Annotated in this window: 20 protein-coding genes; 7 read left to right on the top strand and 13 right to left on the bottom strand. The window is 62.9% G+C overall.

Annotated elements, in window-relative coordinates; translation table 11 throughout:
- Positions 1–182: 182 nt before the first annotated feature.
- The 4 genes from GYA95_RS23135 to GYA95_RS23120 form a co-directional block, all read right to left on the bottom strand.
- On the bottom strand, positions 183–554 hold the full coding sequence (locus tag GYA95_RS23135; protein ID WP_015268425.1) for a helix-turn-helix domain-containing protein: 372 nt from the start codon (positions 552–554) through the stop codon (positions 183–185).
- Between the two features lie 6 nt (positions 555–560).
- Positions 561–863 carry a type II toxin-antitoxin system HigB family toxin gene (locus GYA95_RS23130; RefSeq protein ID WP_015268426.1) on the bottom strand — a complete coding sequence of 101 codons (303 nt, stop codon included), beginning with the start codon at positions 861–863 and terminating at the stop codon, positions 561–563.
- Positions 864–953: 90 nt separating this feature from the next.
- On the bottom strand, positions 954–1,361 hold the full coding sequence (locus GYA95_RS23125) for an RcnB family protein (RefSeq protein WP_015268427.1): 408 nt from the start codon (positions 1,359–1,361) through the stop codon (positions 954–956).
- 227 nt (positions 1,362–1,588) lie between these two features.
- Positions 1,589–2,881: a sigma-54 interaction domain-containing protein gene (locus GYA95_RS23120; protein WP_015268428.1), complete on the bottom strand. Its 1,293-nt coding sequence runs from the start codon at positions 2,879–2,881 to the stop codon at positions 1,589–1,591.
- Between the two features lie 222 nt (positions 2,882–3,103).
- Here GYA95_RS23120 and GYA95_RS23115 point away from each other — a divergent pair, with 222 nt between their 5' ends.
- Genes GYA95_RS23115 through GYA95_RS23105 form a run of 3 tightly spaced genes read left to right on the top strand, consistent with a single transcriptional unit; the run spans position 3,104 to position 6,114 of the window.
- Positions 3,104–3,988 (top strand): MBL fold metallo-hydrolase, encoded by an 885-nt coding sequence (locus GYA95_RS23115; RefSeq protein WP_015268429.1) that lies wholly within the window; start codon positions 3,104–3,106, stop codon positions 3,986–3,988.
- A gap of 39 nt (positions 3,989–4,027) precedes the next feature.
- Positions 4,028–5,299 (top strand): NAD(P)/FAD-dependent oxidoreductase, encoded by a 1,272-nt coding sequence (locus tag GYA95_RS23110; RefSeq protein ID WP_015268430.1) that lies wholly within the window; start codon positions 4,028–4,030, stop codon positions 5,297–5,299.
- Positions 5,296–6,114 carry a sulfite exporter TauE/SafE family protein gene (locus GYA95_RS23105; protein ID WP_015268431.1) on the top strand — a complete coding sequence of 273 codons (819 nt, stop codon included), beginning with the start codon at positions 5,296–5,298 and terminating at the stop codon, positions 6,112–6,114. The genes GYA95_RS23110 and GYA95_RS23105 overlap by 4 nt, the downstream gene beginning before the upstream one ends.
- Here GYA95_RS23105 and GYA95_RS23100 read toward each other — a convergent pair.
- Positions 6,103–6,990, bottom strand: coding sequence for a LysR family transcriptional regulator (locus GYA95_RS23100; RefSeq protein WP_015268432.1), 888 nt, complete (start codon positions 6,988–6,990; stop codon positions 6,103–6,105). The two genes, GYA95_RS23105 and GYA95_RS23100, sit on opposite strands and share 12 nt — an antisense overlap.
- A gap of 221 nt (positions 6,991–7,211) precedes the next feature.
- Between GYA95_RS23100 and GYA95_RS23095 the strand changes: the two genes are divergently transcribed.
- Both GYA95_RS23095 and GYA95_RS23090 read left to right on the top strand, forming a co-directional pair.
- On the top strand, positions 7,212–8,858 hold the full coding sequence (locus GYA95_RS23095) for a GMC family oxidoreductase (protein WP_015268433.1): 1,647 nt from the start codon (positions 7,212–7,214) through the stop codon (positions 8,856–8,858).
- Positions 8,859–8,956: 98 nt separating this feature from the next.
- Positions 8,957–10,576: an MFS transporter gene (locus tag GYA95_RS23090; protein WP_015268434.1), complete on the top strand. Its 1,620-nt coding sequence runs from the start codon at positions 8,957–8,959 to the stop codon at positions 10,574–10,576.
- Positions 10,577–10,775: 199 nt separating this feature from the next.
- Here the strand turns inward: GYA95_RS23090 and GYA95_RS23085 are convergent, their stop codons facing one another.
- The 4 genes from GYA95_RS23085 to glyQ are packed head-to-tail and all read right to left on the bottom strand — an operon-like array spanning position 10,776 to position 15,134.
- Positions 10,776–11,561 (bottom strand): lysophospholipid acyltransferase family protein, encoded by a 786-nt coding sequence (locus GYA95_RS23085; protein WP_025337179.1) that lies wholly within the window; start codon positions 11,559–11,561, stop codon positions 10,776–10,778.
- Positions 11,562–11,607: 46 nt separating this feature from the next.
- Positions 11,608–12,135 (bottom strand): D-glycero-beta-D-manno-heptose 1,7-bisphosphate 7-phosphatase, encoded by a 528-nt coding sequence (gmhB, locus tag GYA95_RS23080; protein WP_015268435.1) that lies wholly within the window; start codon positions 12,133–12,135, stop codon positions 11,608–11,610.
- Positions 12,136–12,138: 3 nt separating this feature from the next.
- The gene (gene glyS / locus GYA95_RS23075; protein ID WP_003260006.1) at positions 12,139–14,190 is read right to left on the bottom strand and encodes a glycine--tRNA ligase subunit beta; all 2,052 of its coding nucleotides are present in this window, start codon (positions 14,188–14,190) and stop codon (positions 12,139–12,141) included.
- On the bottom strand, positions 14,187–15,134 hold the full coding sequence (gene glyQ / locus GYA95_RS23070) for a glycine--tRNA ligase subunit alpha (protein ID WP_013970261.1): 948 nt from the start codon (positions 15,132–15,134) through the stop codon (positions 14,187–14,189). Before glyQ ends, glyS begins: the two co-directional genes overlap by 4 nt.
- 83 nt (positions 15,135–15,217) lie before the next feature.
- Here glyQ and GYA95_RS23065 point away from each other — a divergent pair, with 83 nt between their 5' ends.
- Both GYA95_RS23065 and GYA95_RS23060 read left to right on the top strand, forming a co-directional pair.
- Positions 15,218–15,769 (top strand): DNA-3-methyladenine glycosylase I, encoded by a 552-nt coding sequence (locus GYA95_RS23065; protein WP_003260004.1) that lies wholly within the window; start codon positions 15,218–15,220, stop codon positions 15,767–15,769.
- Between the two features lie 41 nt (positions 15,770–15,810).
- Positions 15,811–16,698, top strand: a complete 888-nt coding sequence (locus GYA95_RS23060) for a lysophospholipid acyltransferase (RefSeq protein WP_015268436.1) — start codon at positions 15,811–15,813, stop codon at positions 16,696–16,698.
- A 97-nt stretch (positions 16,699–16,795) separates the two neighbouring features.
- Here GYA95_RS23060 and GYA95_RS23055 read toward each other — a convergent pair whose 3' ends face one another.
- The 4 genes from GYA95_RS23055 to fmt are packed head-to-tail and all read right to left on the bottom strand — an operon-like array spanning position 16,796 to position 20,758.
- Complete coding sequence (locus GYA95_RS23055) at positions 16,796–17,110, bottom strand: tetratricopeptide repeat protein (protein WP_015268437.1); 315 nt, start codon at positions 17,108–17,110, stop codon at positions 16,796–16,798.
- An 11-nt stretch (positions 17,111–17,121) separates the two neighbouring features.
- On the bottom strand, positions 17,122–18,495 hold the full coding sequence (trkA, locus tag GYA95_RS23050; protein ID WP_013970264.1) for a Trk system potassium transporter TrkA: 1,374 nt from the start codon (positions 18,493–18,495) through the stop codon (positions 17,122–17,124).
- Between the two features lie 23 nt (positions 18,496–18,518).
- Positions 18,519–19,829, bottom strand: coding sequence for a 16S rRNA (cytosine(967)-C(5))-methyltransferase RsmB (gene rsmB, locus GYA95_RS23045; protein ID WP_013970265.1), 1,311 nt, complete (start codon positions 19,827–19,829; stop codon positions 18,519–18,521).
- Complete coding sequence (gene fmt, locus GYA95_RS23040; protein WP_015268438.1) at positions 19,826–20,758, bottom strand: methionyl-tRNA formyltransferase; 933 nt, start codon at positions 20,756–20,758, stop codon at positions 19,826–19,828. The genes rsmB and fmt overlap by 4 nt, the downstream gene beginning before the upstream one ends.
- Between the last annotated feature and the right edge of the window lie 2 nt (positions 20,759–20,760).

The raw sequence follows: 20,760 nt of genomic DNA, 5'->3' as shown, positions 1-20,760 counted from the left end.
CGGTCTCTCGGTGTGCCGGGAGGAGACCTTCGGCGATTTTTCAGATGACGTTGTTGAGGAACTGCGCCGAGTGGAGTGGGACCATGATAGTTGGCTTTGGGAAGCGGGTTCTTAGGCTAGTGACCTTTCCCTATTCCTCCAAGGCTTATTCGCTCTTCCACAAATAGTGTGGACAGCTGGCTTCAAGCTGTCTTCATTGGTTTGATCAGGCTTTCAGCCGGAATGCCAAACATTTCGTGCAATTTCCAAATCATTGGCAGCGTCAATGAACGCTTACGATTTAGCACTTCATAGACCCGGTTTGTCTTACCTATGGCAGGAGCCAGATCGGCAGCGGTTAGGCCGGACTGTTCCATACGAAACTTGATGGCCTCGATCGGGTCTGGCAGCTCCACCGGAAAATGCTTGCTCTCGTAAGCCTCGATCAAGGTGATCATGACTTCAAAAGCGTCTCCCTCGGGTGTGCCAGGTTCTGGCTCATTCTCGAACAGCGGAGAGATCTCCTTGAGTGCTGCCCGGTAGTCGTAGTCGGTGCGGATTGGGCGGATGTTCATTGATAGTCACTCCATCTCCACAGTGTTTGCGTCGATTTTGTCGTACTCCTCGTGCGTTCCGACAAACTTGATGTAGACCGCTCCAAAGCGGTAGGCAACGGCTACCACCAGCCTGTAATCGTTCCCTTTGATATTGAAGACGACGCGTCTGCCTTTCAGGATGCTTGCGTTACGGTACTGGCTCTTGATGGTATCAGGACTCGTCCATGTCGCTTTCCTGGCTTCGTCGACCCATGCGCGTAGTGGTTGTTCAGCGTTTGGGTAGGTTTCCCAAAAGGCTTTCAACTGGCTGATGGCGATGATCTTCATGTTTGGTAGTGTAGTCCCATGGTGGGACTGCACGCAAGGGTTGGTAGAGTCGCTCCGACAACGATTCAACGTTCCACGTGGAACAGGTATTCAGTAACCGCTGAGGACGTTGACGATCACACCACTGGCAATAGCCACCAGCACATAGTCCCCGTTCACATACAACCAACGGTGATCACGCGGTGGCGCATACAGGTGGCGTGCTTTCCAGTCGGTCACCCAGTAACGGTCGCCACGATAATGCGGGTCAACCACATGGCCACGCTGCCACTGCTGATGCGGAACCGGCATGCCCTGTTGTGGGCGGAAGTTCGGGTCGCGGTAGGCGGGACCGCGGCCATTGTCATGTCGGCCTTGGTACTGTGGCTGACCATGCGGTGGGTTGCCCTGGTGCGATGGGCCGCCATCATGCCGGTCAGGTGGGCCTGGCTGCGCGAAACTGGCCAAGGGGGCGCTGAGCATGAGCGCGGCGCAGATCACGGTCAGGGTTTTCTTCATTTTGCGGTCCTCTGCATGTTGACGCCTGGCGGGAGCTGACTGGTTGCCAGGTTCGGTTAACTGATCAGACCACAATCATTCCCGCTTAATGTCAGGACAGAGGTAAAGGTCCGGTAAAGGTCCGTGAAGCGCCATCACTATGGGAGCGGGTATTGCGCCGTATTCGGGGCCTGTACTGTACCTGTGGGAGCTGGCTTGCCGGCGATACGGCCAGCACAGCCAACGCGTCAATTCAGGCCAAGCTCCTTCAACCGGCGATATAGGGTGCGCTCGCTCAGGCCAAGGTGACGGGCCAGTTCACTGCGCGAGCCCTTGAACTGTTCCAGTGCCTGCGCCAGCTCACCCAGGTGATTGCGCCGGCCACCTGTCTTGATCGCCCCCGCTGGGCCGATATCCTCCGGCAAATGCTCGGGCCGGATCAGCCCGTCATCGGCAAACAAGCGCGCCCTTTCCAGAATGTTGCGCAGTTCGCGAATGTTGCCCGGGAATGGATGCAGCCCAAGCTGCTGCAAAGCTTCGTCGCTCAGCCTGGGCGTCGGCTTGCCTGCCATGCGCTGCAGCAGGCTCTGGGCGAGCAAGGGCAGGTCCTCTACGCGTTCGCGCAACGCCGGCAGACGGATCGGGAAGCCGCTGATGCGGTAATACAGGTCTTCGCGGAAGGTGCCGTCCGCGACCATTTGCCTGAGCGGTTTATGGGTTGCCGACACCAGGCGAAAATCCGAATGCACCGTGCGCAGGCTACCCACCGGGCGGAAGCTGCCGGACTCGATCAGGCGCAGCAGCTTCACCTGCATCGCCAGCGGTACCTCGCCAATTTCATCGAGGAACAGAGTGCCGCCATGCGCCGCTTCAGCCAGGCCGATCTTGCGCTGATTGGCGCCGGTGAACGCGCCCTTCTCGTAGCCGAACAATTCGCTCTCGAACAACGACTCGGTCAGGCCGGTACAGTCGACCACCACCAATGGGCCGTTGGCCCTGGGGCTGCCCATGTGCACCGCACGGGCGAACAGTTCCTTGCCGGTACCCGACTCACCCTGTAGCAACACCGGGATCTGCGCCGGTGCCGCACGTTGCAGGCTGGCCAGGGCCGCTTTGAATGCTGGCGCGCGGCCGACCAGCCCTTGTTCCTGAGGCTGCGCCGACGCGAGGGTGATGCTGGTCAGGCGTTCGACAAAGGCCACCACCCTGCCCTGTTCATCCAGGATCGGCCGCAGCTCTACATCCACATGCTCGGGGCCGCGTGGCGTGTGATGAATGTGCAAAACCCGCTCCGGTGCCTTGCTGTGCCACGCCTTGCGCATCGGGCAATGCTCGCCGGCCTGGTCGCAAGGCACGGCGTAGTGGTGCGAGACCTTGTGGCATTTCTCGCCCAGCGGCGCCTGCTCGTGGCGACCGAACTGGCGGCGATAGGCAGCGTTGGCCGCCAGGATGTTGTAGTCGGTATCCAGCACGATGGTTGGCAGGGCATCGTGCTCAAGATAGGAAACCAAAGCTAGGATGAGGGGATGGGCTTCAGGCATGACGGCACCGATTGGATGACCGGCGCAGGGTAACAAGGACTGCCAAACACTGCCATTGGCTGACAGTCGACTGCCATCTGCGCTGCCACTGTCGTCGGCAATTGTCAGCAACGGGCCGGTTTCATTGGCCCAAGCGCAGGAAAATGCCTGGCATGCATCTTGATAAACCTCCTGGCACTGCCTACGCCTGTACAAGGCTGGGCGGATAAATTGGAGAACGCGATGATCATCGGCAACAACCTGCACGTGGACGCCTTTTACGACAAGGCGACCTCGACCATCAGCTACCTGGTCATGGACGGCGAAACGCGCAAGTGTGCGTTGATCGACAGTGTCCTGGACTATGACCCCAAGTCGGGGCGTACCTGCACTGCTTCGGCGGACCAGTTGATTAACCGGGTAAAGGAGCTGCGAGCTGACGTGCAGTGGGTGCTGGAAACCCATGTGCATGCCGACCACCTTTCGGCGGCGGCCTATTTGAAGGAAAAGCTTGGCGGCCATACCGCCATCGGCGCGCATATCACCCAGGTACAGAAAGTGTTCGGTGCCCTGTTCAACGCCGAGCCTGGCTTCGCCCGCGATGGCAGCCAGTTCGATGTGCTGTTCGAGGACGAGGAAGGTTTCCGCATTGGCAACCTGCATGCCCGTGCGTTGCACACCCCGGGGCACACACCTGCGTGCATGAGCTTCATGATCGAGGACGCCGGCGAGACAGCGGTGTTCGTCGGCGACACCCTGTTCATGCCCGACTACGGTACCGCCCGTTGCGACTTCCCTGGGGCTGATGCTCGCACCCTGTACCGCTCGATCCGTCGCCTGCTGGCCTTCCCCGACCAGACCCGGCTGTTCATGTGCCACGACTACCTGCCAGGTGGCCGTGACATGCAGTACGTCACCACCGTGGCCGAGCAGCGCGCCAACAATATTCATATCCACCAGGGCATCGATGAGGACAGCTTCGTCGCCATGCGTGAAGCCCGCGACAAGACCCTCGACATGCCCGTGCTGATCCTGCCTTCGGTGCAGGTGAACATGCGCAGCGGCCAGTTCCCCGCGCCGGAAGATAACGGTGTGAGCTACCTGAAGATACCGCTGAACAAGCTGTGACCGCCCTGCCCCATAACCAGATTTACAGGATTTACCGCCATGCCTGCCTTGTTGTCCCCTGCCAATACCGATCACCACAAAGTGGTCATCGTCGGTGCCGGCGCCGCCGGAATCGCCACCGCTTCCAGCTTGATCAGCCGTGACCCGTCGCTGGATGTGACCTTGATCGACCCCGCCGAAGTGCATTACTACCAGCCCGGCTGGACCATGGTCGGTGCCGGTGTGTTCATGGCGCCAAGCACTGCTCGCACTATGGCCTCGACCACTCCGCGCGGCGTTCGCTGGATAAACGCACGTGTGCAGGGGTTCGACCCGCTGGGCCAACTGGTCCTCCTCGAAGGCGGCCGCGCCATCAGTTATGAACAGTTGGTGGTCTGCCCCGGCCTCAAACTGGATTGGGCGGCCATTGATGGCCTCAGCGAGACCTTGGGCCTCAACGGCGTCACCTCCAACTACCGCTACGACCTGGCGCCCTACACCTGGGAACTGGTACAGAAGCTCAAGCAAGGCCGAGCCCTGTTTTGCCAGCCGCCCATGCCGATCAAGTGCGCAGGCGCGCCGCAGAAGGCGCTGTACCTGTCTTGCGACCACTGGCTGCGGCATGGTCACCTGGGGGCTGTGAAAGCCAGTTTCTTCAATGCCGGCGCAGTATTGTTCGGTGTGGCGGACTACGTGCCCGCATTGATGAAGTACATCGAAAAGTACGCCGTGGACCTCAATTTTTCCCACCGCCTAGTCGCCGTGGACGGTCCGAACAAGCGCGCCACCTTCGTGCGCACATTGGCCGATGGCAGCAACGAAACGCGTATCGAGGCCTTCGACATGCTGCATGTAGTACCGCCGCAGGTGGCACCGGACTTCATTCGTGAAAGTCCCTTGGCCGACAGCGCCGGCTGGGTCGATGTCGATCCGCATACCCTGCGCCATCGCCACTTCACCAATGTCCATGCCCTTGGGGACGTGGCCAATACCAGCAATGCCAAGACCGCCGCCGCTGCACGCAAGCAGGCTCCGGTCGTGGCCAACAATGTACTGGTGGCCCTGGGCAGGCTGCCTACCATGGCCCAGTACGATGGTTATGGATCGTGCCCGCTCACCGTCGAGCGCGGCAAGATCGTGCTGGCCGAGTTCACCTATGGAGGCAAGCTGGCACCGAGCTTCCCCAACTGGCTATTGGATGGTCGTAAACCGACACGTCTGGCCTGGTTGCTCAAGGCGCAGGTGCTGCCACCCTTGTACTGGAAAGGCATGCTCAAGGGCCGCGAGTGGTTGGCACGGCCACAGCCGTTGGTAGCCGAGGGTCGGCAGTGATCGAACATCAAATACTGGGAGCGGGCCTGGGCGCGATCATCGGTGCCGTGCTGGCATTGACCGGTGCCGGCGGTGGCATTCTCGCAGTGCCTTTGCTGGTGTTCGGCCTGGGGCTGTCGATGGTCGAGGCGGCACCGGTCGGCCTGCTGGCCGTAGGCATCGCGGCAGCGGTGGGTGCTGTGCTGGGCTTGCGGCAGGGCCTGGTGCGCTACCGGGCGGCGCTGTTCATCGCATTGATCGGTGTGGCAGCGGCGCCGTTCGGGCTGACGCTGGCGCACCGCCTGCCGAACACGCCACTGCAGTTGGTGTTCGCCGGGGTGTTGGTGTATGCCTGCCTGCGTATCTGGCGCAAGGCGGCCAAGGAACTGCGCGGCGAAGCCAATGATGCCCATCGCTACATCGAACCCTGCGTGCTGAACCCGCTGCAGGGCCGTTTGCGCTGGACCCTGCCCTGCGCGCGCGCCCTGGCCTTTACCGGCGCATTGTCAGGGCTGCTGTCCGGCCTGCTGGGCGTGGGCGGTGGCTTTGTCATCATCCCGGCCCTTAACCGCTACACCAACCTGCGGATGGCCAGCATCGTCTCCACTTCGCTGGCGGTGATCGCGCTGGTGTCCACCGGCAGTGTGGTCAGCGCCAGCCTCGCAGGGGTCATGCACTGGCAGGTTGGCGCCCCGTTCGCCGTCGGTGCGGTGCTCGGCCTGCTGCTGGCGCGGCCATTGGCGGCCAGGCTGGCCGGGCCGCGCTTGCAGCAGATGTTTGCCGTGGCCGGTTGGGCTGCGGCCCTGCTGCTGTCCGGCAAGGCGCTACTGGGCTAGCAGCTCGCTCTGTTCTGCCGCGCACAGCGCCAGCAGGTAGTCCCACACTACCCGCAGGCGCACTGACTTGTGCAGTTCGCGGCGGGTGCAGATCCAGTAGCTGCGCTGGATGGTTTCGCCAGGCAGCACGCGCACCAGCGTCGAGTCGTGGCGGGCCATGTAGTTGGGCAGTACGGCGATGCCCAACCCGGCGCGGGCGGCGGTTTGCTGGGCGATCACGCTGGTGCTGCGAAACACCACGTTGGGGGCCCGACAGAAGCTGTTGAGAAACAGCAGTTCCTGGCTGAACAGCAAGTCGTCGACGTAGCCGATCCAGCTGTGCCGGGCCAGGTCCTCGCGGTTGCGCAGCGGGGGCGCGCGATCCAGGTAGTCCTGGCTGGCGTACAGGGCCAGGCGATAGTCGGTGAGTTTGCGGGTGATCAGCAGGTCGGCGTTGGGCCGCTCCAGGTGGATGCTGATCTCCGCCTCGCGGTTGAGGATGCTGACGAAGCGCGGCACTGCCACCAGCTCCACTTCCAGGCCGGGGTAGCGGTCGAACAGCGCATTCATGCGCGGGGTGAAGAACATGATGCCGATGCCTTCGGTCACCCCCAGGCGAATCTTGCCCAGCGGCGTGATGGCCTGGGTGATTTCTTCCTGCGCCAGCAGGGCGACGTTTTCCATGGCTTCGGCGTGCTTGAGCAGGGCCTGGCCCGAGGGGGTCAGTTCATAGCCCTGGGCATGCTGCACGAACAGCGCAGTCCCCAGGCTCTGCTCGATGCTCTCGATGTGCCGGGCCACGGTGCTGTGGGTGGTGTTGAGGCGCTTGGCGGCGGTAAGCAGGCGGCCGCTGCGCTGCAACTCGAGGAAAAACCGCAGATCGTTCCAGTCGAACATGCTGATCCTTTTTGGCAGTTCGTTCCGGCCTCTTCGCGGGCACGCCCGCTCCCACAGGGATCGCGTTACCTTGTGGGAGCGGGCGTGCCCGCGAAGAGGCCAGCACAGACTTACCACTGTGCTAAAACGCACAGCGGCTGCGCGAAATCTCGTGTTTCCTCCACGAAATTACTCACTAAGATGGATCGGGACAAGAATAATAATCAGGCCCGAGGTTGCACATGCCATCAGCCGATTCTGTCTTCGACTACGTGGTCGTAGGTGCCGGTCCCGCCGGTTGCCTGTTGGCCAATCGTTTGTCCGCCGATCCTTCCTGCCGAGTGCTGCTGCTGGAAGCGGGTGGGCGCGACAACTATCCCTGGATCCATATCCCCGTCGGTTACCTCTATTGCATCGGCAACCCGCGCACCGACTGGTGCTTCAAGACCGAGGCGCAGCCCGGCCTGGGCGGTCGTGCGCTGGGCTATCCACGCGGCAAGGTGCTGGGTGGCTGCTCCTCGATCAACGGCATGATCTACATGCGCGGCCAGGCCGCCGACTACGACCGATGGGCCGAGCAAGGCAACGACGGCTGGGCCTGGAAGGACGTACTGCCGCTGTTCAAGGCCAGCGAAAGCCACTTTGCCGGCGCCAGCGAGCACCACGGTGGTGATGGCGAATGGCGGGTCGAGCGCCAGCGCTATAGCTGGCCGATCCTCGATGCCTTCCGTGATGCCGCCGAGCAAAGCGGCATCGGCAAGGTCGAGGACTTCAATACCGGCGACAACCAGGGCTGTGGATATTTCCAGGTCAACCAGCGCAGCGGTGTGCGCTGGAACGCTTCCAAGGCTTTTCTACGGCCGATCAAGGATCGCCCCAACCTCACCGTGCTGACCGGCGTTCAGGTTGACCAGGTGCTGCTCAACAACACCCGTGCACGGGCGGTAAAGGCGTTCTGGCAGGGTGCCTGGCACGAGTTTGCGGCACGTCGCGAGATCATCCTCTGTGCGGGTGCTGTGGGCTCTCCCGGTATCCTGCAGCGCTCCGGCATCGGCCCGCGGCAGTTATTGGAAAGCCTGGGCATTGGCGTGCGTCACGACATGCCCGGTGTTGGCGGCAACCTGCAGGATCACCTGCAGCTGCGCCTGATCTACCAGATCCGCAATTCCCGTACCCTGAACCAGATGGCCAACAGCCTGTGGGGCAAGATGGGCATGGGCCTGCGCTACCTCTATGACCGCAGTGGCCCGCTGGCCATGGCCCCGAGCCAGCTGGGTGCATTCGTGCGTTCAAGCCCGGAGCAGGCCACCGCCAACCTGCAGTACCACGTGCAGCCGCTGTCACTTGAGCGATTCGGCGAACCACTGCACACGTTCCCGGCCTTTACCGCCTCGGTGTGCAACCTGCGCCCGGCCAGCCGCGGGCGTATCGATATCCGCAGCAGCGACATGAACAGCACGCCGCTGATCGACCCCAACTACCTCAGCGACCCCCAGGACCTGCGCGTCGCCGCCGATGCCATTCGTCTTACCCGGCGTATCGTCCAGGCCCCTGCCCTCGCTGCGTTCGACCCAAAGGAGTACCTGCCGGGTTTAGCCCTGCAAACCGAAGAAGAGCTTTTCGAAGCCGCCGGCAAGATCGGCACCACCATCTTCCACCCGGTAGGCACCTGCCGCATGGGCAATGGCGAACTGGACGTTGTGGATAACCAGTTGCGCGTGCACGGCATCCCTGGCCTGCGCGTGGCGGACGCCTCGATCATGCCGCAGATCACCTCCGGCAATACTTGTTCACCCACCCTGATGATCGCCGAGAAGGCGGCGCAACTGATCCTCAAAGGAGCTGCCACCCAGACCTATTTGAACGAAGACGCGATACCGACGCCCTGACCCTGGGTGCGTGCAGTACCGGCAGCTGGCGGTCAGAAGCTGCCGACAGTGGAACAACAAGAATAATCACTGTGGCCTGCGGGCCGAGGACAGCAACGATGTCGGATTACATCCAAGAGCAGAGTGCGGCGGCCAGCAGCTCCAGCCGTCGTGAAGAACGCAAGATCATTTTCGCGTCATCCCTCGGGACAGTTTTCGAGTGGTATGACTTTTTTCTCTATGGTGCGCTGGCAGCGGTCATCAGCAAGCAGTTTTTCGCTGGCGTGAACGACACCACCGCCTTCATCTTCGCCCTCATGGCCTTTGCCGCCGGCTTCCTGGTGCGGCCGTTCGGCGCGCTGGTATTCGGCCGGCTGGGCGACATGATCGGGCGCAAGTACACCTTCCTGGTCACCATCGTGCTGATGGGCCTGTCCACCTTCGCGGTGGGGTTGTTGCCCACCTACGCCAGCATCGGCATCGCGGCACCGATCATCCTGGTGGTCCTGCGCATGCTGCAGGGGCTGGCGCTGGGTGGTGAATACGGCGGTGCGGCCACCTATGTGGCCGAGCATGCGCCGCCCGGCAAGCGCGGTTTCCACACGGGTTTCATTCAGTCCACTGCCACCCTTGGCCTGTTGTTGTCGCTGGTGGTGGTGCTGGGCAGCCGCTATATCAGTGGCGACCAGTTCGAAACCTGGGGCTGGCGCCTGCCGTTCCTGCTGTCGATCGTGCTGTTGGCGATTTCCACCTGGATCCGCATGAGCATGCACGAGTCGCCGGCCTTCGTGAAAATGAAGGCCCAGGGCAAGGTCAGCAAGTCGCCGATCCGTGAGTCGTTCACCTCCTGGCCGAACCTTAAAGTGGTGCTCACCGCCCTGTTCAGCATCAACGCCGGGCAGGCCGTGACCTTCTACACGGCGCAGTTCTACGTGCTGTTCTTCATGACCCAGATGCTGAAGATGGACCCGGCCCAGGCCAACACCCTGCTGATCATCAGCGTGGTCATTGGTGCGCCGTTCTTCGTGTTCTTCGGCTGGTTGTCCGACCGTATTGGCCGCAAGCCGATCCTGATGCTCGGCCTGCTCCTGGCCACGGTGCTGTACTTCCCGCTGTTCAAGGCGCTGAGCCACTACGCCAACCCACAGATCGACGCAGCCAGCCGCCAGGCGCCAATCGTTGTCACTGCCGACCCGCAAGGCTGCACCTTCCAGTTCGACCCGGTGGGCAAGGCGCGTTTCGACAGCCCGTGCGACAAGGTCAAGACTTTCCTGGTCAAGCAAGGCCTACCGTACAGCTCTGTGGATGTGGCCGGCAGCGATGTGGTGGTTAACATCGGTGACAAGACCATCAACGGCTTCGACGAAGCAGCCATGCGTGCTGCGGTGGAACAGGCCGGTTACCCGGCCAAGGCCGACCCTGGGCAGGTCAACCAGGTGATGGTGGTGGTGCTGATCGTGGCGATGATCCTGATCGCGACCATGACCTATGGCCCGCTGGCGGCGGTGATGGTCGAGCTGTTCCCCACTCGCATCCGCTACACCTCCATGTCACTGCCCTACCACATTGGCAACGGCTGGTTCGGTGGCTTCCTGCCAACGGTGTCGTTCGCGCTGGTGGTGTACACCGGGGATATCTTCTATGGGCTGTGGTACCCGGTGCTGGTGACCGGGATCAGCCTGGTGGTGGGGATCTTCTGCCTGAAAGAAACCAGGGATGTGGATATCGACAAGATCTGACGGCTGCAACGGGCCGTTTCTACACGCCCGCATGAGGCAATAAAAAACCGGCTGTAAAAGCCGGTTTTCTTATGCCTCAAAAAACTTATGCACGATTTTCAGAAAAATGTCATACACAGAAATAAACAGCTAATTCAAACACTTAGCGATCACTTCAGGCTTTTAATCCAAAAACAGTTCACAAGTTATCCACAGATGGTCAGGCCATCTGTTCCTGGGGTTTTTCCTCTGCTGGCGGCAGCGAACCCATGGCCCGCTGGGTCGCTTCGTTCCACGCCGCAGCGCGGTCGTTGAGCTCGGCAATGGCCCGTGGCCCGGTGCCGTTGGCGTACATCGGCTCGCCAATCACCACCTCGATTGTGCCCGCGCGCTTGCCCCAGCCGGTCTTGGGCCAGAACTTGCCGGCGTTATGGGCAATCGGCAGCACCGGCAGGCCGGCATTCACTGCCAGCGCGGTACCGCCACGGGAGAACTTGCCCATGGTGCCGAATGGCACGCGGGTACCTTCCGGGAAGATCAGTACCCAGGTCTTCTGCTTGAGCAGCTCGTCACCCTTGCTGGCTACCTGGCGCAGGGCTTCCTTGGGGTTATCGCGGTTGATCGCGATCGGCCGCAGCATGGCCATGGCCCAACCGAAGAACGGCACGTACAGCAACTCGCGCTTGAGCACCTGGCTCAGCGGCGAGAAATACTGGGAAAGGAAGAAGGTTTCCCAGGTGCTCTGGTGGTTGGACAGGATCACGCAAGGCTCATCAGGCACGTTCTCGGCGCCAGTGATCTTGTAGTCGATACCCAGGATGGTGCGCACCAGGAACAACGCGCAACGGCACCAGTACACGTTGATGAACTTGTAGCGCTTGGGGAACGACAGGAACGGCGCAACGAAGAAGCTCAGCGAGCACCACAGCAGCGAACTGGTGCCCAGCAGCAGGTAAAAAAGAAAGATTCTGATCGCCTGCAGGATCGACATAGTGGCTTGTACCATTGCGGGGCATGCCCGCCTGAGAAAAATGCGCCCGAAGGCGCACTGTTTAAATTAGTTCTCTGGCGATAGCTGCCAGATCGTCGAAAATCAGTGTAGTTTCCGGGACGCCTTTTTCCAGGGTCCGCTCGCCCTTGCCGGTTTTCACCAACACGGGTTGTGCACCGACGGCCAGGGCGGCCTCCAGGTCACCTTTGCTGTCGCCAACGAACCAGACGCCTTCCAGGCCGACCTGGTAATGCTCGGCGATCGCCCGCAGCATGCCAGGCTTGGGCTTGCGGCAATCGCAGCCTTCGTCCGGCCCGTGCGGGCAATACACGATGTGGCCCACTTCGCCACCCTGCTCGGCCACCAGCGCGCGCAGGCGCGCGTGCATGGCCTCGAGGGTAGTCAGCGCATAGTAGCCACGGGCAATGCCGGACTGGTTGGTGGCCACGGCCACCGTCCAGCCCGCCTTGCTCAACTGCGCGATCGCATCGACCGAGCCAGGGATCGGCACCCACTCGTCCAGCGTCTTGATGTAGGCGTCGGAGTCGTAGTTGATTACTCCGTCACGGTCGAGAATCAGCAGTTTCAAGGCTTACCCCAGCAGCGAAATGTCGGCCACGCCCAGGAACAGGCCGCGCAGGCGGCTGAGCAGGGCATAACGGTTGGCGCGTACCTTGGCATCCTCGGCGTTGACCATCACCGCCTCGAAGAAGGCATCGACCGGGTCACGCAGGGCCGCCAGGCGGGCCAGCGATTCGCTGTACTGGCGTGCAGCAGCCATCGGTTGCACGGCCTGGTCGGCCTGCTGGATGGCCGAGTACAGGGAGAACTCGTTGGCGTTGTCGAAGTACTTCGGCTCGACGTGATCGGCGATGGCGCCTTCGGCCTTGCTCAGCAGGTTCGACACGCGCTTGTTCACCGCGGCCAGGGCCTCGGCTTCCGGCAGCTTGCGGAAGGCTTGTACAGCCTGCACGCGCTGGTCGAAGTCCAAGGCAGAACCTGGCTGCAGGGCACGGACCGACAGGTAGGTGGCCACGTCGATGCCTTCGTCTTCGTAACGCGCACGCAGGCGGTCGAAGATGAACTCCAGCACCTGTTCGGCCAGGCCGGCGGCCTTGACCTTGGCGCCGAACTGCTTGACCGCGAACTCGACCGCACCGGTCAGGTCCAGGTCCAGCTGCTTCTCGATCAGGATACGCAGCACGCCCAAGGCGGCACGGCGCAGGGCGTACGGGTCCTTGCTGCCGGTAGGCAGCATGCCGATGCCGAAGATGCCGACCAGGGTGTCGAGCTTGTCGGCGATGGCCACCGCAGCACCGGTGAGGGTCTGCGGCAGCTCGGCGCCAGCACCGCGCGGCATGTACTGCTCGTTCAGGGCCAGGGCCACGTCTTCCGGCTCACCGTCGTTGAGCGCGTAGTAGTAACCGGCCACACCCTGCATCTCAGGGAATTCGCCGACCATCTCGGTGGCCAGGTCGCACTTCGACAGCAGGCCGGCACGGCCGGCGCGCTGGGCGTCGCCGCCGATCAGCGGGGCGATGAAGGCGGCCAACCGAGAAACGCGCTCGGCCTTGTCGTACACGGTACCCAGCTGAGCCTGGAACACCACGTTCTTCAGGCGCTCGTTGAAGGTTTCCAGCGGTTGCTTCTTGTCCTGCTTGAAGAAGAACTCGGCGTCGGTCAGGCGTGGGCGCACGACCTTCTCGTTGCCTTGCACGATCTGCTTCGGGTCGCGGCTCTCGACGTTGGCCACGGTGATGAAGCGCGGCAGCAGCTTGCCTTCGCTGTCCAGCAGGCAGAAGTACTTCTGGTTGTCCTGCATGGTGGTGATCAGGGCTTCCTGCGGCACTTCGAGGAAGCGCTCCTCGAACGAGCACACCAGCGGCACTGGCCACTCGACCAGGGCGGTCACTTCGTCCAGCAGCGCCGGCGGCACGATGGCGCTGCCTTCCTGCTGCATGGCCAGTTCGGCGGTACGCTTGCTGATCAGCTCCCGGCGCTCGGCGAAGTCGGCCAGCACGTAGGCTTTGCGCAGGTCTTCGACGTAGTTGGCCGGGGTGGTGATGACCACGTTTTCCGGGTGGTGGAAGCGGTGGCCACGGGATTCACGGCCTGCCTTCTGCGACAGGATGGTGCAGTCGACCACTTGGTCGCCCAGCAGCATCACCAGCCATTGGGTCGGGCGCACGAACTCTTCACGGCTGGCCGCCCAGCGCATGCGCTTGGGGATCGGCAGGTCGTTGAGCGAATCTTCGACGATGGTCGGCAGCAGGCCGGTGGTGGCCTTGCCCGGGATGTGCTGGGAGAAGCGCAGCTTGGGGCCGCTCTGGTCGATTTCCGACAGCTCCACACCGCATTTCTTGGCAAAGCCCAAGGCAGCCTGGGTCGGCTCGCCGTCTTTGAAAGCAGCCTGCAGGGGCGGGCCGTCGATATTGATGCTGCGGTCAGGCTGTTGCACGTCGAGCTGGCGGATCAGCACGGCCAAGCGGCGCGGCGCGGCGTAAACCTGCTTGCCGGTGTAGTTCAGGCCAGCGGCCTGCAGGCCCTTCTCGATACCCGCCAGGAAGGCTTCGCCAAGGCTGGCGAGGGCCTTCGGTGGCAGCTCCTCGGTGCCCAGTTCTACCAGGAAATCTTGAGCACTCATTGTGCAGCCTCCAGCTTAGCCAACACTTCGTCACGCAGTTCAGGGGTGGCCATCGGGAAGCCCAGGCGTGCGCGGGCTTGCAGATAGCTTTGCGCCACGTCCCGGGCCAGGGTACGTACACGCAGGATGTAGCGCTGGCGCTCGGTTACCGAGATGGCGCGGCGGGCGTCCAGCAGGTTGAAGGTGTGCGAGGCCTTCAGGACCATTTCATAGGTCGGCAGCGGCAGCTCAAGCTTGATCAGGCGGTTGGCTTCGCTTTCGTAGAAGTCGAACAGCTCGAACAGCTTGTCGACGTTGGCGTGCTCGAAGTTGTAGGTCGACTGCTCCACCTCGTTCTGGTGGAACACGTCGCCGTAGGTGACCTTGCCGAACGGGCCGTCGGCCCACACCAGGTCGTACACCGAGTCGACGCCCTGGATGTACATGGCCAGGCGCTCCAGGCCGTAGGTAATTTCACCAGTGACTGGGTAGCACTCGATGCCGCCTACCTGCTGGAAGTAGGTGAACTGGGTGACTTCCATGCCGTTGAGCCAGATTTCCCAGCCCAGGCCCCAGGCGCCGAGGGTCGGCGATTCCCAGTTGTCTTCGACGAAGCGAATGTCGTGGACCAGCGGGTCCAGGCCGATGGCTTTCAGCGAGCCGAGGTACAGCTCCTGGAAGTTGGCCGGGTTGGGCTTCAGTACCACCTGGAACTGGTAGTAGTGCTGCAGGCGGTTGGGGTTTTCGCCATACCGCCCGTCGGCAGGGCGACGGCTAGGCTGCACATAGGCGGCGTTCCAGGTTTCTGGACCCACGGCGCGCAGGAATGTAGCGGTGTGGAAAGTGCCGGCGCCTACTTCCATATCGTAGGGCTGAAGCACCACACAACCTTGCTCGGCCCAGTAGTTCTGCAGGGCGAGGATCAGGTCTTGGAAGGTACGCACGGCTGGCGTAGGCTGGCTCACGAAATTCACCTGTATCTGGGGATGCGGATGTAAAGAGCGGGAGTATAACCTGATTCGCCTCGCCCTCTACTCATTGGAGCCTTATGCCACGCTGCTTTTGGTGTACCGACGATCCGTTGTACCAGGCCTACCATGACCAGGAATGGGGAACGCCCCAGCGTGACCCGGCGTTGCTGTTCGAGATGCTTTTGCTCGAAGGGTTCCAGGCGGGGCTTTCGTGGATCACCGTATTGCGTAAACGCGAGCGTTATCGCGAGGTGATGCACGGCTTCGATCCGGTGAAACTCGCCGTCATGAGCGACGAACGCATCGAGGAGCTGATGCAGGATGCCGGCATCATCCGCAACCGCCTCAAGCTCAAGGCTGCCAGGCGTAATGCCCAGGCCTGGCTGGCTGTGGACAACCCCGCCGACTGGCTCTGGTCATTCGTCGGTGGTGCGCCGAAGATCAACCACTTCACTGGCCGCAGCGAGGTGCCAGCGGTTACCGATGAAGCCAAGGCGATGAGCAAAGCCCTGCAGAAAGCCGGCTTCACGTTCGTTGGCCCGACCATCTGCTATGCCTTCATGCAGGCCACCGGCATGGTCATGGACCACACCACCGATTGCGATCGCTACGCCGCCTTGTTGCGCTGAGGGGTTACAATGCGCGCCTTGCTGAAATAAGGAATTCGCCTGTGGAAAAGTTCAAGGGCGCCCTGATGGTCGGGGTGCTGCGTCTGTTTGCCAAGCTGCCCTGGGGCGCTGTGCAGCGCGTCGGCGCCGGTATCGGCTGGCTGATGTGGAAGATCCCCAACGGCTCGCGCAATGTCGTGCGCATCAACCTGGCCAAGTGCTTCCCGGAGATGGACCCGGCCGAGCGCGAGCAGCTGGTGGGCCGCGCGTTGAAGGATATCGGTAAATCCTTCGTCGAAAGTGCCTGTGCCTGGATCTGGCCGCCGCAGCGCTCGCTGGAGCTGGTCAAGGAAGTGCACGGCCTGGAAGTGCTGGAGCAGGCGTTGGCCTCGGGCAAGGGCGTGGTCGGCATCACCAGCCACCTGGGTAACTGGGAAGTGCTGAACCACTTCTACTGCAACCAGTGCAAACCGATCATCTTCTATCGCCCGCCGAAGCTGAAGGCGGTGGATGACCTGCTGCGCGAGCAGCGGGTGCAGATGGGCAACCGCGTGGCGCCTTCGACCAAGGAAGGCATCCTCAGCGTGATCAAGGAAGTGCGCCGTGGTGGTCAGGTGGGTATTCCTGCCGACCCGGAGCCGGCGGAGTCGGCCGGGGTGTTCGTGCCGTTCCTGGGTACCCAGGCGCTGACCAGCAAGTTTGTTCCGAACATGCTGGCCGGGGGCAAGGCGGTTGGAGTGTTCCTGCATGCCCTGCGGTTGCCTGACGGCTCGGGCTTCAAGGTGTTCCTGGAGGCGGCGCCGGAAGAGATGTACAGCACCGATGTGACCGTGTCGGCGGCGGCGATGAGCAAGGTGGTCGAGCGCTATGTGCGCGAGTACCCGAGCCAGTACATGTGGAGCATGAAGCGCTTCAAGAAGCGCCCGGCTGGCGAGGCGCGCTGGTACTGAGATTTTCACTGTCCCCTGTTGGAGCGGGTTTACCCGCGAATGCGTCGGTGAATCCAACATCGCATTCGCGGGTGAACCCGCTCCCACAGGGACCGCGTTAACCTGATGTCTTGCTGAGCTTCTTCAGAAACACGGTCATCTCTTTCTCGGCCTGCTTGTCCCCATGGGCCTGCGCCGCCACGATCCCCTCCTCCCAGGCCTTGCGCGCCGCCGCCAGGTCACCCTGCAGCTGATGCGCCTTGCCCAGCAGCTTCCACGCCGCCGAGTACTTCGGGTCCTGTTCCACGCACCGTGCCAGATGCACCGCCGCTTCAGCACCATTGCCTTCGTCCAGCCAGGCCTTGCCCAGGCCGAACCTCAACAACGGGTTATCCACACCCTTGGCCAGCATCTTCTCCAGCGATTCGCGCATGCCCTGTGCTCCTAGAAGAAACTCAAGCCGACGTGGAACAGCTTCTCCACATCCCGGATATGCTTTTTATCCACAACGAACAGGATCACATGGTCGCCCGATTCGATCATGGTGTCGTCGTGGGCAATCATCACCTCTTCGTCACGAATGATCGCGCCGATGGTGGTGCCCGGTGGCAGGGCGATGTCTTCGATCGCCTTGCCGACCACCTTGCTCGACTTCGAATCCCCGTGCGCCACCGCTTCGATAGCCTCGGCCGCGCCGCGGCGCAGCGAGTGTACGCTGACGATGTCGCCCCGGCGCACGTGCGCCAGCAGGGTGCCGATGGTGGCCAACTGTGGGCTGATGGCGATGTCGATGTCGCCACCCTGCACCAGGTCGACATAGGCCGGGTTGTTGATGATGGTCATCACCTTGCGGGCGCCCAGGCGCTTGGCCAGCAGCGACGACATGATGTTGGCCTCGTCGTCGTTGGTCAGGGCCAGGAAGATGTCGGCGTCGGCGATGTTCTCCTCCAGCATCAGGTCCTTGTCCGAGGCGCTGCCCTGCAGCACCACGGTGCTTTCCAGGGTGTCGGAGAGGTGTCGGCAACGGGCCGGACTCATCTCGATGATCTTCACCTGGTAGCGGCTTTCGATAGCCTCGGCCAGGCGTTCGCCGATTTGCCCGCCACCGGCGATGACCACACGCTTGTTGGTTTCGTCGATACGGCGCAGCTCACCCATCACCGCGCGGATGTCCTTCTTCGCGGCGATGAAGAACACTTCGTCGTCTGCTTCGATCACCGTGTCGCCCCGCGGGGTGATCGGGCGGTCGCGGCGGAAGATGGCCGCCACGCGGGTGTCGACGTTGGGCATGTGCGCGCGGATCTGGCGCAGTTGCTGGCCTACCAGCGGGCCACCGTAGTACGCCTTCACTGCCACCAGCTGGGCCTTGCCTTCTGCGAAGTCGATCACCTGCAGCGAGCCTGGGTGCTCGATCAGGCGCTTGATGTAGTTGGTCACCACCTGCTCGGGGCTGATCAGTACGTCGACCGGGATATGGTCGTTGTCGAACAGCTCTTCGCGGGTCAGGTAGGCCGACTCGCGCACCCGGGCAATTTTGGTCGGGGTGTGGAAAAGCGAATAGGCCACCTGGCAGGCGACCATGTTGGTTTCGTCGCTGTTGGTTACCGCCACCAGCATGTCGGCGTCGTCGGCACCGGCCTGGCGCAGCACCGTAGGCAGCGAGCCGCGGCCTTGAACGGTGCGGATATCCAGACGGTCGCCCAGGTCGCGCAGGCGGTCGCCGTCAGTGTCGACCACGGTGATGTCGTTGGCTTCGCTGGCCAGGTGCTCCGCCAGCGTACCGCCTACCTGTCCTGCGCCGAGGATGATGATCTTCATCCGCTACTCCCTACCTTTTGTTTTTATCCGCGCGAGGCGGCGATCTTGATCAGCTTGGCATAGTAGAAACCGTCGTGGCCGCCTTCCTGGGCCAACAACTGGCGGCCGTGGGGCTGGCGCAGGCCGGCTTCGGTGGCCAGGTCCAGCTCACGGGCGCCCGGGGTGCGGGCAAGGAAGGCATCGATCACTTCGGTGTTCTCGGTCGGCAGGCTGGAGCAGGTGGCGTATAGCAGCATGCCGCCCACTTCCAGGGTCGGCCACAGGGCATCGAGCAGCTCACCTTGCAGCGTGGCCAGGGCCGGGATGTCGTCGGCCTGACGGGTCAGCTTGATGTCAGGGTGGCGGCGGATCACGCCGGTGGCCGAACAGGGGGCATCGAGCAGAATGCGCTGGAACGGCTTGCCGTCCCACCAGCTGGCGGTGTCGCGGGCATCGCAGGCGATCAGCTCGGCGTCCAATTGCAGGCGGTCGAGGTTCTCGCGCACGCGGGTCAGGCGCTTGGCTTCGAGGTCGATGGCCACCACGTGGGCCAGGCCGGCTTCGGCTTCCAGCAGGTGGCAGGTCTTGCCACCCGGTGCACAGCAGGCGTCGAGCACGCGCTGGCCGGGGGCCAGTTCCAGCAGGTCGGCGGACAGCTGCGCGGCTTCGTCCTGCACGCTCACCCAGCCTTCGGCAAAGCCTGGCAGGCCGCGCACATCGCAGGCTTCGGCCAACACGATACCGTCACGGCTGTACTGGCAGGCGCTGGCGCCAACGCCCGCCTCGGCCAGCAGTGCCAGGTAGGCATCGCGGCTGTGGTGGCGGCGGTTGACCCGCAGGATCATCGGCGGGTGGGCGTTGTTGGCGGCGCAGATGGCCTCCCACTGCTCCGGCCAGAAGGCCTTGAGCGACTTCTGCAGCCAGCGCGGGTGGGCAGTGCGTACCACCGGGTCGCGCTCCATGCCGGCCAGCAATTCTTCGCCTTCGCGTTGGGCGCGGCGCAGCACGGCATTGAGCAGGCCCTTGGCCCACGGCTTCTTCAGCTTGTCGGCACAGCCGACGGTCTCGCCAATGGCCGCGTGGGCCGGGATACGGCTGTAGAACAGCTGGTACAGGCCGACCAGCAGCAACGCCTGCACATCGGCATCGGCGGCCTTGAACGGCTTCTGCAGCAGCTGCGCCGCCAGCAGGTCGAGCCGTGGCTGCCAGCGTGCGGTACCGAACGCCAGGTCCTGGGTCAGGCCGCGGTCGCGTTCATCGACCTTGTCCAGTTGCGCTGGCAGCGAACTGTTCAGCGAGGCCTTGCCACTGAGTACAGCGGCAAGGGCACGGGCGGCGGCGAGGCGTGGGTTCATTGGCCCAGCACCTTGCCGCTGGCGAATTTCTCGCGACGGCTGTTGAACAGGTCGCTGAAGTTCAGTGCCTTGCCGCCGGGCAGTTGCAGACGGGTCAGGCTCAGTGCCTGGTCACCGCAGGCGACAACCAGGCCGTCCTTGCTGGCGGAGAGGATCTCACCCGGGGTGCCTATCGCTGTGGACAAGTTGGCGGCCAGCACTTTCACGCTTTCGCCATCGAGGGTGCTGTGGCACACCGGCCACGGGTTGAAGGCACGGATCAGGCGTTCCAGCTCGACGGCCGGGCGGCTCCAATCGATGCGCGCTTCGTCCTTGTTCAGCTTGTGCGCGTAGGTGGCCAGGGCATCGTCCTGCACTTCACCCTGCAGCGAACCATCGGCCAGGCCGGCGATGGCTTGTACGACTGCGGGCGGGCCCATCTCGGCCAAGCGGTCGTGCAGGCTGCCGCCGGTGTCTTCGGCGCTGATCGGCGTGACCACCTTGAGCAGCATCGGGCCGGTGTCCAGGCCCGCTTCCATACGCATCACGGTCACACCGCTCTCGGCGTCGCCGGCTTCCACGGCGCGCTGGATCGGTGCGGCACCGCGCCAGCGGGGCAGCAGGGAAGCATGGCTGTTGATACAGCCCAGGCGCGGGATATCCAGCACCACCTGCGGCAGGATCAGGCCGTAGGCGACCACTACCATCAGGTCCGGCTTCAGCGCCGCAAGTTCGGCCTGGGCTTCGGCGTTGCGCAGGGTCGGCGGTTGGAACACCGGGATGTCATGGGCCACAGCCAGTTGCTTGACCGGGCTCGGCATCAGCTTCTGGCCACGGCCAGCGGGGCGGTCGGGCTGGGTGTAGACGGCCACGATCTCGTACGGGCTGTCGAGCAGGGCCTTGAGGTGTTCGGCGGCAAACTCTGGAGTGCCTGCAAAGACGATGCGCATGG

Source organism: Pseudomonas asiatica (genome assembly GCF_009932335.1).
Classification (GTDB): Bacteria; Pseudomonadota; Gammaproteobacteria; order Pseudomonadales; family Pseudomonadaceae; genus Aquipseudomonas; species Aquipseudomonas asiatica.
Note: the sequence above shows the minus strand (reverse complement) of the source record. Positions and strands in the feature narration are given on the sequence as shown.